Genomic DNA, 12,788 nt, shown 5'->3' on the forward strand with positions numbered 1-12,788 from the left:
ACATCGGCGGCAGCAAAATTTCCACAAATCGGATCAATTCCAGGGACAGCGGATGGCTCGCCAGTTCATCTATTTCATGCAGGGTCTGACCAAGGCGTACCCGACCCGCAAGGTGCTCGATAACATCCATCTGAGCTTCTACCCGGACGCCAAGATCGGCGTGCTCGGCGTCAACGGCTCGGGCAAGTCGACGCTGCTCAAGATCATGGCCGGCCTCGACAAGGAGTATAACGGCGAGGCCTGGGTCGCCGAGGGCGCCCGCGTCGGCTATCTCGAGCAGGAGCCGCACCTCGATCCGGCACTCAACGTTCGTGAGAACGTCATGCAGGGCGTCGCCAAGCAGAAGGCGATCCTCGACCGCTACAACGAGCTTGCGGTCAACTATTCGGACGAGACCGCCGACGAGATGACCAAGCTGCAGGACGAGATCGAGGCCCAGGGCCTGTGGGATCTCGACAGCAAGGTCGACCAGGCGATGGACGCGCTGCGCTGCCCGCCCGACGATGCCGATGTCACAAAACTGTCCGGCGGTGAACGCCGCCGCGTGGCGCTGTGCCGCCTGCTGCTCGACCAGCCGGAATTGCTGCTGCTGGACGAGCCGACCAACCATCTCGACGCCGAATCGGTGTCGTGGCTGGAAGGTCATCTGCGCAACTATCCCGGCGCGATCCTGATCGTGACCCACGACCGCTACTTCCTCGACAACGTCACGGGCTGGATCCTCGAGCTCGACCGCGGCCGCGGCATCCCGTACGAGGGCAATTACTCGTCCTGGCTGGTGCAGAAGCAGAAGCGACTCGAGCAGGAAGGCCGCGAGGATGCCGCGCATCAGAAGACGCTGGCCCGCGAGCAGGAATGGGTGGCGTCCTCGCCGAAGGCGCGCCAGGCCAAGTCGAAGGCCCGCTACCAGCGCTATGAGGATCTGCTCAAGAAGGCGAGCGAGAAGCAGACCCAGACCGCGCAGATCATCATTCCGGTCGCCGAGCGGCTCGGCGCCAACGTCGTCGACTTCGAAGGTCTCAGCAAGGGATTTGGCGATCGCCTGCTGATCGACGATCTCACCTTCAAGCTGCCGCCCGGCGGCATCGTCGGCGTGATCGGTGCCAACGGCGCCGGCAAGACCACGCTGTTCAAGATGATCACCGAGCAGGAGACGCCGGACAAGGGCACCATCACGGTCGGCGAGACCGTGCATCTCGGCTATGTCGACCAGTCGCGCGACGCGCTCGAGGGCAACAAGACGGTGTGGGAGGAGATCTCCGGGGGCAACGAGCTGATCCTGCTCGGAAAGAAGGAAGTCAATTCGCGCGGCTACTGCTCGGCGTTCAACTTCAAGGGCGCTGACCAACAGAAGAAGGTCGGCGCGTTGTCAGGCGGTGAGCGCAATCGCGTGCATCTCGCCAAGATGCTGAAGTCGGGCGCCAACGTGCTGCTGCTCGACGAACCGACCAACGACCTCGACGTCGACACGCTGCGCGCGCTGGAAGAGGCGCTCGAGGATTTCGCCGGTTGCGCCGTCATCATCAGCCATGACCGCTGGTTCCTCGACCGCATCGCGACCCACATCCTGGCCTTCGAGGGCGACAGCCATGTCGAATGGTTCGAGGGCAACTTCCAGGATTACGAAAAGGACAAAATGCGCCGGCTCGGCCAGGACAGCATCATTCCGCATCGCGTGAAGTACAAGAAGCTGACGCGCTGACCAGTATGAACGGTCGAACGCGGCATCTCGCCGCGCTCGACCGTTCTTCGTTGGCAGGATCGTGACGGCATCGCGGCGCAATGTGCGGCCAGTTGTCGCTTTTCAAGCGCGCGGGATTGCGTAGATAGAGCGCTCCGCAATTTTCAATCCTGCGAGCACTCCACCATGTCCGCACTTTCTGAGGCGCGCGCCCCCGCGAAGGGCCGGTCGCTGCGTCCCGTTCCCATGCTGATCTTCGGATCGCGCTGGCTGCAATTGCCACTCTATGTCGGCCTGATCATCGCCCAGGGCGTCTATGTCGTGCTGTTCCTCAAGGAACTATGGCACCTGTTCGCCCATGCCTTCGATTTCAGCGAGCAGCAGATCATGCTGGCCGTTCTCGGCCTGATCGACGTCGTCATGATCTCGAACCTGTTGGTGATGGTGATCGTTGGCGGCTACGAGACCTTCGTCTCGCGCCTCAATCTGCAGGGCCATCCGGACGAGCCGGAATGGCTGAGCCACGTCAATGCCAGCGTGCTGAAGATCAAGCTGGCGATGGCCATCATCGGCATCTCCTCGATCCATTTGCTGCGCACCTTCATCGAGGCCGGCGCGCTGTCGTCAGGCAAGGGCAACTACACCGAGACCGGCGTGATGTGGCAGACCATCATCCACTGCGTCTTCATCCTGTCGGCGATCGGCATCGCCATCGTCGACAAGCTGTCGAACGACTCGATCGAAGGCGCCAAGCAGGCCGCGCATTGAGCGCGGCCGCCAAGGTTCACAGCAATCCGGTGTCGTGGTAAGGCTCACGACACTGATATCGCGGGCGTTGGCCTGATGCCGCGCCCATTGGACCGCTGCGTGAACAGGTTGTTGGATTTGACATTCCTCCGCGCGCTTGCCCTCGGGCTCCTGCTCGCATCCGTCGTCTCACCCGCGCGCGCCGCCGATGCTGCGTTCACCCAGTTCATCGCCTCGCTGTGGCCGGAGGCCAAGGCCGCCGGCGTGTCGCGCGAGACCTTCGATCGCGAGACGCGCTCGCTCGAGCCCGACTACAAGCTGCCCGACCTGATCCTGCCCGGACGTCCGAAGACCGGCGCACCGGCGCAGGCCGAGTTCGTGCAGGTGCCGGCCGATTACATCAGGGAAGCCTCGATCGCGCGGCTCGCCGCCGAGGGGCAGCGGCTGTTGCAGAAGTATCGCTCCTCGCTTGATGCGATCGAGAAGCGGTTCGGCGTCCCGGCCACCGTCGTGCTGGCGATCTGGGGCCGCGAGACCGATTACGGGCGCTATTCGCTGCCCTACGACACGCTGCGCGTGGTGGCGACGCAGGCCTATGTCGGCCGTCGCAAGGATCAGTACCGCACCGAGTTCATCCTGGCGCTGAAGATCCTCGGCGAGGGCGCGGTGACGCGCAAGGAGATGCGCTCATCGTGGGCGGGAGCGACCGGCTACACCCAGTTTCTGCCGTCGGAATATTACAAGCACGGCGTCGATCTCGACGGCGACGGCCGCGTCGACATCTGGCATTCGGTGCCGGACGCGCTCGCCTCCGCCGCGCAGCAGCTGGTCAACAAGGGTTGGCAGCCCGGCGTGCGCTGGGCCTATGAGGTGCAGGCGCCGGCCAATGCCGACTGCACGATGGGCGTGCCTGAAGTGACGAAGCCGATCAGCCAGTGGCTGCGCGCCGGCTTCGTGCCGGTGCGCGGGCAGAAGCTCAGCGCCGCCGAGCAGGCGCAATCGGCGTCGCTGCTGCAGCCGGAAGGCAGCTACGGTCCGGCCTTCCTGACCACGCCGAACTACTTCGTGATCAAGGAATACAATTTCTCCGATCTCTACGTGCTGTTCGTCGGCCACCTCGCCGACCGCATGACGAGCCCGCAGCCATTCGCGACGCCATGGTCGGCGTCGAAGCAGCTGCGCTCCGCCGATGTCGAGGCGATGCAGCAGCAGCTGACGAAGATCGGTCTCTACAAGGACAAGCTCGACGGCAAGGCCGGGATGCAGACCCGCGCGGCGCTCGGCGCCTATCAGAAGCAGGCCGGGCTGAAGGTCGATTGCTGGCCGAGCGAGGCGGTGCTGCGCGCGATGAACGGGCAGCGCTGATCGGGCCGGCTCGCAGGGCCGCCTGTGGCGAAAGCAAAAACCCGGCCGAGAGGCCGGGTTTTCGAATGTGATGCTGAAAACGTGTCGGTCGATCAGTCGCAAACCTGGATGCGACGGAAGCGCCAGCCGTAGCCGTCCCAGAAGCGCTCACGAACCATGCGGCACGGGGCCTCTTCGACGTAAACCGGCGCCGGTGCGACATAGACCGGGGCGGGGCGAGCGCCTGCGATAGCGCCGCCCAGCAGGGCGCCGCCGATCAGGCCGCCGGCAACGCCGGCCGCGACGGCGCCGCCGTCACCAGCCTTGGCAGCCGGAGCAACGGCCAGCGAACCGGCAATCGTGGTAACGGCGACAAGGGCAGCTAAAGTCTTCTTCATGTCTTTGGCTCTCCTGGAAGGTGGTGGCGTCCTGGTTCGGCGCCGGGTTGAGGTGACTCACACGCTGATCTCGAACTGCTGTCTTGCTAAACAGCGCAGAACAGTCAACCGAAAGTAAACGTCCGCAGGCTGATCGCGCAGAAAAGCGGTTTTTTCTGGCCATCTGCAGCAGATGTCCCGGAGAAACAGTCGGTTTTTCCGGGACATTTGGTTCGATTTAATCGAGATGAACGGCGATCAATCGCAAACGCGGACGCTGCGAACGCGCCAGGTGTAGCCGTCCCAGAACCGCTGGCGCTGCCAGAAGCAATCGGGACCATAGCCGGGCTCGGCGACATAGGCCGGACCGGGCGCATAGTAGCCGTATCCGGGACCGTAATAGCGGTTCTGCGATGCGATCGCGCCACCGACAATGGCGCCACCGATCAATCCCGCAGCGACGCCGGCGGCGACACCGCGTTGTGCCTGGGCGGGGGCGGGCACCGCCACAGTCGAAGCCGCCACAGCGGCAACGGCGCAAAGCGCCAGCAATGTCTTCTTCATGGCCTCACCTTTCTCGCGGCAGCAGGGACAGCGTGCATTGGCGATCTGTCTCGCCGGAGGGTTCCATATTCAGCTTGAATGATCAATGAACGACGCTGCCGCATTCGCGACCAAATGCTTGCAGCTTTTGCAGTATCTTGCAACGCACAAGCCCGATAGCGCCGCGGCGAGGCGTGTGCTCATGGGGGCCGGCGGCGAAGGAAGCGGTTATTGGCCCGTCAGCCACCCGGCGGGCGTCGGATTCCTGACCTCCGACCGATTTAGACTCATTCCAATATGAATCCCGCATCAGTTTGGAATTGCTACAAAAACCGCTTTTTCCTTTTGCATCCCGCGGGAGCCGACAATATCCATATTGCCAAGCATCACCGTTGGACCCCGCCTTTCTCCGATGATTGTCTGTTCCTGTAACGTCCTTAGCGACCACGATGTCCGCAATGCCGTCAATGGCGGTGGGTCCGTGACTCGAAATGCCAAGCAGGTGTACGGCTGCCTCGGCTGCAGTGCCGAATGCGGCCGCTGCGCGCGCACCATCAAGGCGATCATCGACGAGGCGCTCGGTCCCTGCGCTAAGGCCTGCTGCTCCGGCTGCCCCCACAGCGGCCATCCGCACGCCGCCAACGAGGACGCCGAGCCGGCCGAATTCGCGCTCGCGGCCTGCTAACGCTTCTCGTTTCGACGCGCTTCCTGACGGCGAACCGGCTTCCGTTTCGCTGGAAGACGCTGCGCTAATCCTTCGAATCCGGTTATCCACGCGCTGCTTCTGCGAAGAGTTGCTCTTGCCGATAATCTGATTTAGAAGCGTTCTAAGTTTAGCGCCGGCCAAGGTTGGCCGCGACAGGTGGAGTGGATCATGCAAGGCGACCCGAAGGTCATCGATTATCTGAACAAGGGGCTGCGCAGCGAACTGACCGCCATCAATCAGTACTGGCTGCACTACCGGATGCTCAACAATTGGGGCCTCCTGGAGATGGCCAAGGTCTGGCGCAAGGAGTCCATCGAGGAGATGGAGCACGCCGACAAATTCGTCGATCGCATCCTGTTCCTCGACGGCTTCCCGAACCTGCAGGTGCTCGATCCCCTGAAGATCGGCCAGGACGTCAAGGAGATCATCGAGTGTGACCTCGCCGCCGAGATCGGCGCGCGCACGCTCTACCAGGAGGCGGCGACCTACTGCCATGGCGTCAAGGACTATGTCAGCCGCGACCTATTCGAGCAGCTGATGAAGGACGAGGAAGAGCACATCGACTTCCTCGAGACCCAGCTCGACCTGATCAAGCGCATCGGCCTTGAGCTCTACACCCAGAAGCACGTCGGTCATCTGAAGGGCGAGGATTCCTGACCGGCTGTCAGCCGCGCGCCGAGCGTCTGCCAAAATACGAGAGGCCGGCCTTGCGGGCGGCCTCTTTTGTTTTTGTGAACGAGCTATTCGTCAGTAGCACCGCGTGATGTTGATGGTGCGGTCGCCGCCGCGGCCGGGCACCGTGACGCTCTCGGTGGGGCAGCTCGACACATAGGGCCGATCCGACGGCACCACGGCCGGCGGATAGCGGTGCGCCCAATCCCACGGCACGTCCTGGGTGTAGGTGTAGCGGACGTCGCTCGAGACCGGCGCCGGGACCTCGGCGGCGAAAGGAACGCTCGCCGCGCCATCATAATATCCGCCCGCGTCCGGCAACACGATGCCGGGCACCCGCACATGATGGCGGAAAGCTGGATGATGCGAGGAGAACGTGCCGCGCGCTGCGGATCCGGATCTCGCATAGGTCTCGGTCGGGGAAGCAAGCAGCAGCGCTGCAACGCCAAGGTAAACACCAAGGGACGCCATCAGCGCCCCAGTTGTTCGATACGCCATTCTTCGAAGAGCCATGGCACGCACCAACTCGCGGTTACGGAGCATTTCTGCAGACGCTAGGCCGCGCCTCATGGCGCCCGCAAACTCATCCTTAATTATTGGTTAAAAAGTAAGGTTAACAGGGAGTAACTGTTTCAAATTGACGCGACCTCGCGCGCAGGCTTCCCGCGCAGGCGGCGGGCGCCGCTCAGACCGCATCCGCCGGAACGAAGCAGCTGATGATGGTGCTGCCGCGGTGGTGCACGTACCACACCACGGCCTCGCCGACCGGGTTGCCGCGATCGCGGATCACGGCGCGCTCCGGCACCATCATCCACTCGCCCTCGATCGGCACCCAATAGGCGCCGCCCCGAACGTCGTAGCTGGTGCGATGGCCGTCGGAGATGTCGCAGCACGGCACGCCATTCGGCGCGATCACGCTCTTGAACCAGGCGCGGATATCGGGCGGCACGTTGTCGTATTGGCCGTTGTCGAACGCCAGTGCAGCGCCCACCATCATGGCGAGCCACGCAAGCACCGCGACATGCGTGAGCCTTCGCATTACCTTCCTCCGGCGAAAACTTCTACGTGACCCGCGCGTAGCGTCACGCGAATCCGGGGTTTGCGCGATTAGGCACGAACCGCGCGCGGGATGCATGCTCAAAGAATCGGCGAAACCGCGCAGTCAGGCGTGATGCAGTGCGGGATGGTTGCGCTCAGGTTGGTTGCTTCGTGCGCGCCTTCTTCGCGGCTTTCACCGCGATATTGTCCCGCGCCATTTCGAGCACGCTGCGCAGCGTGATCTGATCCGCTTTCGCGAGGCGGACATTGGTGCTGCCGCTCTTGCCCCAGCCGCCCGGCACCGGCCGGAAGATCTCGGGCTCGGCCTCGATCACCATCGCCTGCTGCTCAGGTGTCAGCTTCACCATGCCCCAATCCTGGTCGGGATAGCCGAGGGTTGCGAAGATGCGCTTGCCGACGCGGAAGTCGGCGGTGCCGTGATGCGCGCCTTCAACGACCTCGGGCAGGCTCAGCGCAATGCGGCGGAAGCGATCAGCGGACATCGCCCTGGCCTCGATCGCTACATCGTGCGTTGCGGCGCCGTCTGCAACAGTTCCTGCAATTGCCTGGCATAGAACCGCGCGTCGCCGGTGGTGAGATGGCCGCGTGTCTCGCTGCTTGCCGGGATCAGATCAATCCTGCCGTTCTTGATCCGCTTCACTGCAGCTTCGGTGACGCCGGTCTCCGGCGGATTGCGCTCATCGTCGGCCGCATTGATCGCAAGCAGGGTGGCCTCGATCTTCTCCAGTCCCGCCGACGGATCGTAATCGTGCGAGGCCTCCCATTGATAGATGTAGTCGTTGGCATCTGATGTGACCGGCAGGGCCAGCTGGTCGTCGACGAGCTTGTCGGCCTGCGTCGCGGTCGGCGCCAGCATCTGGTAGGCGAGCGTGCCGCCGGCGCTGGCGAAGCGATAGGCGGCGATGGCGTATTTCATCATCCGCGGCTGGCTGGTGTAGTTGCCGCCATTGTAGTCGGGATCGTTGCGGATCGTTTCCAGCATCGTCCGCCGCAGCATCCAGTTGCGTGCCGCCATAGCGGTCGGCTGCGAGGCCATCGGCACCAGCACGTCCATCATCCGCGGATAGCGCACGCCCCAGATCCAGGTGTGCATGCCGCCCATCGAGTTACCGATCACGAGCCGCAGATGCCTGATACCGAGCCCTTCGGTGACCAGCCTATACTGCGCGTCGACCATGTCGTTGTAGTCGTATTTCGGAAAGCTCGTCCGCATCGCGTCCGACGGCTTCGACGATTTGCCGTGCCCGATGCCGTCGGGGATGATGATGTAGTATTTCGCCGCATCGAGCGGCTGGCCGGGGCCGAACAGCTGGCCGGCAAAGCTCGGCGTCAGCATGCTGGCCGCCGAGCCGCCGGAGCCGTGCAGCACCAGCACCGGCTGTCCGGTGGGCGCGCCGACCGTGGTGTAGTGCAGCCGCAGTTCCGGCATCACCTCGCCGCTGTGAAACTTGAAGTCCTTTGCGATCCATTCGCCATCCTGCGGCGTGGGATAGTCTGCAGCCATGGCCGGTACCGACATCGAGACAACAACAGCGGCCACAAAGGCCGCGCACCAACGGATCATTATGCTTCTTCCCACGCGCGGCGCATTTGTCCAGCCGCTTGCGTGCAAGCCTAGCATGACGGAAGGCGTCGTCCGATAGCGGCGCCGCGCCCCTGACGCAGAAGTGTCCGGTTAACTCGCCTTCAGCACGTTCAGCGCATACCATCCCCAATAGACGCGGTGACGCTGGATCAGGCCGTCATCGATCTCCATGACCTCGACCAGATCCATCTGATCGCCGTCCGGAGACTGCCGCGGATACTCCCACGTGAGGACGCGGCCGTCGCTGAAGAAACCCTGCTTGAAGCGCCGCCGTTGCGGCGGGCTGGTGCGGAACACGCGCGTGATGAACTCGCGCAGCGCGTCGCGGCCGCGGACGATCCCGTCTTTGGTCTGCATCAAATGCTGGACCAGCGGGCTCTCGATCGAGGCGTCGGCTGCGTAGAGCGCGAGCGCCGCCTCGAGGTCCTTGTTACCGAGCGCCTCATCCCAGAGCCTGTAGATGCGTTCCGCGTCGTTGCTGCCGGCTGTCATGATCGTTGCCTTGTGTTTGATCGACTGCCGCCCATCTGAACGGAACAGGCCGCCGCGACGTTTCAGGAAAATCTGAAATGAACTGCGCGGCACGGCGTATGCGGGTATGACGTTTCGGCGCGATCTGGAGGACGATGCGGTGGGATCATCCCAGGCTTTGCAGACGGGATTTTCGCGGATCGCCGAGGCCTTGGGAGATCCGGTCCGCGAGGCGATGGTCAGTGCGCTGGCCGACGGCAAGGCGTTGCCGGCGGGCGAGCTTGCTGCGGTCGCCGGCATTTCGCCGCAAGGCGCCAGCGCGCATTTGCAGAAGCTGGTCGACGCCCGCGTGCTTTCCGTGTGGGCACAGGGCAGGTTCAGATATTACCGGATCAGGGACGACGACGCCGCGGCGCTGATCGAGAACCTCGTCGATCTTGCGGCCAAGGCCACCGTGGGGAGGCGTGCGATGCCGGCCGAGCAGCTCAGGCGATCGCGCACCTGCTACCACCACCTTGCGGGTCAGCTCGGCGTGCTGTTGTCGAATGCGCTGATCCGCCGCCGCCTGGTCGTGATCGACGGCCGCGATGGTCGGGTGACCGAGCAGGGGTTGGCCTGGTGCCGGGCCGAGGCAATCGATTTCGATCCGGCGCGGCAGCCGCATCTGCGGCTCTGCAACGACTGGACCGAGCGCGTGCCGCATCTCGCCGGTCCGTTTGCCAATGCCGTGCTGGCGCGGCTGATCGAGATGCGCGGCGTTGCGCCGCATCGGATTCCGCGCGCATTGCGGATCACCGACCGGGGGCGGGCGTTCTTCGACCGGCTTGGCGTCCAGGTTCCGTTCTGAAGGCGACGAGATGATCTAGCGGCCGTCCTCGACCTCGGTCTCCGGGCGGTCGTTGCCGGATGCGGTTTCGGTCAACCATTTGCCGTCCGACGTCTCGTACTGGATCGCCTCGGTGCGGCCGGGGACGCGCTGCTCGTTGGCGGCGCGTCGGGCAGCGGCGAGTGCCGCGGCGTGGGTAGGAAATGGTTCCGAGAACACCCCGTTGACGGTATAGGCCCAGCCGCCGTCGTGCTGGACTACCTTGTAGATCACGTGGCTCATCCGGAACCTCGCTCCACCGTGGACGATGACACTGCCAGAATAGACCACGATGTCGTATTTTGCAGCAGCCGATCGTCCTTGAGAGAGCCGCCCCGTTGCCGCGGGCGAGGGAGACCGACATGTGCCGCAATATCAAGACGCTGTTCAACTTCGAGCCGCCCGCCACCGAGGACGAGATCCACGCCTCGGCGCTGCAGTTCGTGCGCAAACTGTCCGGCTTCAACAAGCCGTCGCAGTCCAATGAGGCCGCCTTCAACCTGGCCGTGACCGAGGTCTCGAATGCCGCGCGCAAGCTCCTGATCTCGTTGCAGACCACGGCACCGGCGCGCGATCGCGAGGTGGAGGCGGAGAAGGCGAGGGAGCGTTCGCGCCTGCGGTTTGGCTGAGGGCGGGGCGTACCGTGACGCAGGTCACGGTGCGGCGCCGCGCGTCCGGGCATCGGTGTCGTTCACCCGATCCCGGAGCGACGCCATGAAGCCTGCCCTGCTCACGTCCTGTTCGATTGCGTTCGCCGTGCTCTGGACCTGCGGCATGCTGTGGTCGAGCGGGACGATCGACCTTGCCAACGTCATCATCCTGTCGGCCTGCGGGGCGCTCGCGGGCGTTGCCTGGTATTACGCCATGCGCTGGGTCTTCCAGCTCATGCACCTCGCTCGCCCCTCCGATCCTCCGGCCAATCCGGGCGCGGAGCAGTAGGCATCGGGGCGACACGGACAGAGCTGGCCGTGTCGCCGCGCGAGGACAGGAAGGATTACTTCTTGTCCTTCTTGCGGTGCTTCTTCTTTTTCTTGTGATCGTCGTCCTCGTCGTCATCTTCCGCAAAGTCGATGGCGTCGACGTCAAGCGCGATCGCCTCCGCTGCCGCGCGCTCGGCGGCATCGCGCTCGGCGAACTCGGCGGCTTCACGCTCCTTGGTGCGCTTGTAGTCTTCCCAGGCGTCGAAGATCATGTGCAGCCACGGCATCACCTGTTCGATCGACGGCAATTGTCCGGGCGGGCCGGCTTCACCGCGCGGGCCGGCCGGTCCCTGCGGTCCCTGTGGGCCAGCTTCGCCGCGCGGACCCTGCACGCCCGCCTTGCCTTGCGCTCCCGGCTTGCCCTGGGGCCCCGCCTTCCCGACCAGTCCGGGCTTGCCCTGCGGACCCGGCTTGCCGCGCGCACCTTCCGGCCCCGGCCGCCCCGGATGTCCTTGCGGACCGGGCCGACCCGGCTCGCCCTGACGGCCCTGCGGCCCCTGCGCCCCTCGTGACCCCTGGCGGGAGATTGTCTCGTCAGCCACTGATATGCTCCGTCGCGATTTCAAGCCGCTTGTAACAGAGGTTGGATGACGGCTTCAATTCTGCCGGGCGCGGCTGATGCAAGCGATCAACAATCATAATTCGATGCGAAGATCGTGACGGGAGGACGCGTTGCGGATTCTGAACGACAGGCGCGGGGCAGTTGCAGGCGACGCAACAGGGACGCTGACGTTCGACATCGTGGTGACGCGGCACGATCTGCGCGACGAAGCGGCGTTTCGCAACACCGGCGTCCTCGATCTGTATGCCGAGCTGTTTCCTCCGAACGAGCGCGACGCCCCCGACGACATTGTGCGTTGGGTGTTGTCAGATGATGTCGGCGAGCGACGAGAGTTCAGCGTCGGTGATCAGCAGCTGTCATATTGCCTCGACTCGCGCTGCTTCATCCTGCGCGCGGAAGGGCGCGCGATCGGCCTCGGCTTCTTCACCTACGATCACGCAAGCGAGCTGATCTACTGCAACTATGTCGGCGTCGCGAAGGCGTGGCGCGGCGGCGGCCTGGCGGGCCGGTTCTATCGCGAGATGATCGAGATGCTCGACGCCTTGTTTCCGCGCAATATCGGCGTGGTGCTCGAGGTCGAGCCGTATGATCGCGATCGCCTGGCGGCGATCATCGGCGATCTCGAACTGACGGGCATGAGGCGGCTCGCAGCGGATCAACAGACCGAGATTCGCAGATTGCTGCGCGTCAACTGGTACGACAAGCTTGGCTATTGCTTCTTCTGCGACGCGCGCGGCATGCAGCCGCTTGAGTGTCGCTCGCCATGCCTCGATCCATCGCTATTGCCATCCGCTTGGGGCGGCGCGGAGGAAAATTATTGGTTGGCCTGGCAGTCGCGGACCGGCGCGTCCTTGGCGGAGGGCGAGCGCGCGGGTGAGCTCTGGCAAAGAGCCGTCGCTGCGATCTATGTCGAGATCCTCGCAAAATCGCTGGTCGACGACGATCCGAAGGGGCGGCGCGACTATTGGGACTATGCGACGGCGCTGGTCGCGCAGACGCTGCAACAGGCCGCGACGACCGAGGTGCGTCTCGCTCGCTGCCTTGATGCCGGCGGCAGCGAGCTGTTGTCGCGCTGGCGGCGGCTTTCGATCGACCTGCCGATCTAGCGTCGACGTGCCGCTCATGCGTGATGCGATCCGGTTGAATCGTCATCACGCTTAGCTCGTTGTCCAAGCACGATCTTCCCGGAAAGCCGC

18 protein-coding genes are annotated in these 12,788 nt (G+C 64.2%); 9 read left to right on the forward strand and 9 right to left on the reverse strand.

What is annotated here, in order from left to right; genetic code table 11:
• The first annotated feature begins 52 nt into the window (after positions 1 to 52).
• The 3 genes from ettA (at position 53) to J2R80_RS15640 (ending at position 3,793) form a co-directional block, all read left to right on the forward strand.
• The gene (ettA, locus tag J2R80_RS15630) at positions 53 to 1,702 is read left to right on the forward strand and encodes an energy-dependent translational throttle protein EttA (RefSeq protein ID WP_057019129.1); all 1,650 of its coding nucleotides are present in this window, start codon (positions 53 to 55) and stop codon (positions 1,700 to 1,702) included.
• A gap of 165 nt (positions 1,703 to 1,867) precedes the next feature.
• Positions 1,868 to 2,449 (forward strand): TIGR00645 family protein, encoded by a 582-nt coding sequence (locus tag J2R80_RS15635; RefSeq protein WP_057019130.1) that lies wholly within the window; start codon positions 1,868 to 1,870, stop codon positions 2,447 to 2,449.
• A gap of 99 nt (positions 2,450 to 2,548) precedes the next feature.
• A complete protein-coding gene (locus tag J2R80_RS15640) occupies positions 2,549 to 3,793 on the forward strand; it encodes a lytic murein transglycosylase (RefSeq protein WP_371852160.1) in 1,245 nt (414 codons plus the stop codon).
• 92 nt (positions 3,794 to 3,885) lie between these two features.
• On the opposite strand, the gene J2R80_RS15645 is transcribed toward J2R80_RS15640, so the two are convergent.
• A complete protein-coding gene (locus J2R80_RS15645) occupies positions 3,886 to 4,170 on the reverse strand; it encodes a hypothetical protein (RefSeq protein WP_016843728.1) in 285 nt (94 codons plus the stop codon).
• A gap of 237 nt (positions 4,171 to 4,407) precedes the next feature.
• Positions 4,408 to 4,713, reverse strand: coding sequence for a hypothetical protein (locus J2R80_RS15650; protein WP_016843729.1), 306 nt, complete (start codon positions 4,711 to 4,713; stop codon positions 4,408 to 4,410).
• Positions 4,714 to 5,104: 391 nt separating this feature from the next.
• On the opposite strand from J2R80_RS15650, the gene J2R80_RS15655 reads away from it, so the two are divergent.
• Positions 5,105 to 5,377: a bacterioferritin-associated ferredoxin gene (locus J2R80_RS15655; RefSeq protein WP_016843730.1), complete on the forward strand. Its 273-nt coding sequence runs from the start codon at positions 5,105 to 5,107 to the stop codon at positions 5,375 to 5,377.
• 189 nt (positions 5,378 to 5,566) lie between these two features.
• A complete protein-coding gene (gene bfr, locus J2R80_RS15660; protein WP_076830360.1) occupies positions 5,567 to 6,055 on the forward strand; it encodes a bacterioferritin in 489 nt (162 codons plus the stop codon).
• Positions 6,056 to 6,145: 90 nt separating this feature from the next.
• On the opposite strand, the gene J2R80_RS15665 is transcribed toward bfr, so the two are convergent.
• The 5 genes from J2R80_RS15665 to J2R80_RS15685 all read right to left on the reverse strand — a co-directional run bounded on the left by J2R80_RS15665 (position 6,146) and on the right by J2R80_RS15685 (position 9,206).
• A complete protein-coding gene (locus tag J2R80_RS15665; protein WP_141342584.1) occupies positions 6,146 to 6,541 on the reverse strand; it encodes a hypothetical protein in 396 nt (131 codons plus the stop codon).
• A 214-nt stretch (positions 6,542 to 6,755) separates the two neighbouring features.
• Positions 6,756 to 7,109: a hypothetical protein gene (locus tag J2R80_RS15670; RefSeq protein ID WP_253638822.1), complete on the reverse strand. Its 354-nt coding sequence runs from the start codon at positions 7,107 to 7,109 to the stop codon at positions 6,756 to 6,758.
• A gap of 154 nt (positions 7,110 to 7,263) precedes the next feature.
• A complete protein-coding gene (locus J2R80_RS15675) occupies positions 7,264 to 7,611 on the reverse strand; it encodes an MmcQ/YjbR family DNA-binding protein (RefSeq protein WP_141342582.1) in 348 nt (115 codons plus the stop codon).
• 17 nt (positions 7,612 to 7,628) lie between these two features.
• Positions 7,629 to 8,693: an alpha/beta fold hydrolase gene (locus tag J2R80_RS15680; protein ID WP_076830371.1), complete on the reverse strand. Its 1,065-nt coding sequence runs from the start codon at positions 8,691 to 8,693 to the stop codon at positions 7,629 to 7,631.
• A 111-nt stretch (positions 8,694 to 8,804) separates the two neighbouring features.
• Positions 8,805 to 9,206, reverse strand: coding sequence for a nuclear transport factor 2 family protein (locus J2R80_RS15685; protein ID WP_246786722.1), 402 nt, complete (start codon positions 9,204 to 9,206; stop codon positions 8,805 to 8,807).
• Positions 9,207 to 9,345: 139 nt separating this feature from the next.
• On the opposite strand from J2R80_RS15685, the gene J2R80_RS15690 reads away from it, so the two are divergent.
• A complete protein-coding gene (locus tag J2R80_RS15690; RefSeq protein WP_159109476.1) occupies positions 9,346 to 10,032 on the forward strand; it encodes a helix-turn-helix transcriptional regulator in 687 nt (228 codons plus the stop codon).
• 15 nt (positions 10,033 to 10,047) lie between these two features.
• On the opposite strand, the gene J2R80_RS15695 is transcribed toward J2R80_RS15690, so the two are convergent.
• Positions 10,048 to 10,293 carry a DUF2188 domain-containing protein gene (locus J2R80_RS15695; protein ID WP_016840968.1) on the reverse strand — a complete coding sequence of 82 codons (246 nt, stop codon included), beginning with the start codon at positions 10,291 to 10,293 and terminating at the stop codon, positions 10,048 to 10,050.
• Positions 10,294 to 10,412: 119 nt separating this feature from the next.
• Between J2R80_RS15695 and J2R80_RS15700 the strand changes: the two genes are divergently transcribed.
• Positions 10,413 to 10,679 carry a DUF2277 domain-containing protein gene (locus J2R80_RS15700; RefSeq protein ID WP_141342579.1) on the forward strand — a complete coding sequence of 89 codons (267 nt, stop codon included), beginning with the start codon at positions 10,413 to 10,415 and terminating at the stop codon, positions 10,677 to 10,679.
• Between the two features lie 85 nt (positions 10,680 to 10,764).
• Positions 10,765 to 10,989 carry a hypothetical protein gene (locus J2R80_RS15705; RefSeq protein ID WP_028334831.1) on the forward strand — a complete coding sequence of 75 codons (225 nt, stop codon included), beginning with the start codon at positions 10,765 to 10,767 and terminating at the stop codon, positions 10,987 to 10,989.
• A gap of 55 nt (positions 10,990 to 11,044) precedes the next feature.
• On the opposite strand, the gene J2R80_RS15710 is transcribed toward J2R80_RS15705, so the two are convergent.
• A complete protein-coding gene (locus J2R80_RS15710; RefSeq protein WP_057019139.1) occupies positions 11,045 to 11,572 on the reverse strand; it encodes a collagen-like protein in 528 nt (175 codons plus the stop codon).
• 130 nt (positions 11,573 to 11,702) lie between these two features.
• On the opposite strand from J2R80_RS15710, the gene J2R80_RS15715 reads away from it, so the two are divergent.
• Positions 11,703 to 12,698: a hypothetical protein gene (locus J2R80_RS15715; RefSeq protein WP_141343175.1), complete on the forward strand. Its 996-nt coding sequence runs from the start codon at positions 11,703 to 11,705 to the stop codon at positions 12,696 to 12,698.
• Positions 12,699 to 12,788: the final 90 nt, after the last annotated feature.

The organism is Bradyrhizobium sp. USDA 4541, from assembly GCF_024171085.1.
GTDB lineage: Bacteria > Pseudomonadota > Alphaproteobacteria > Rhizobiales > Xanthobacteraceae > Bradyrhizobium > Bradyrhizobium australafricanum.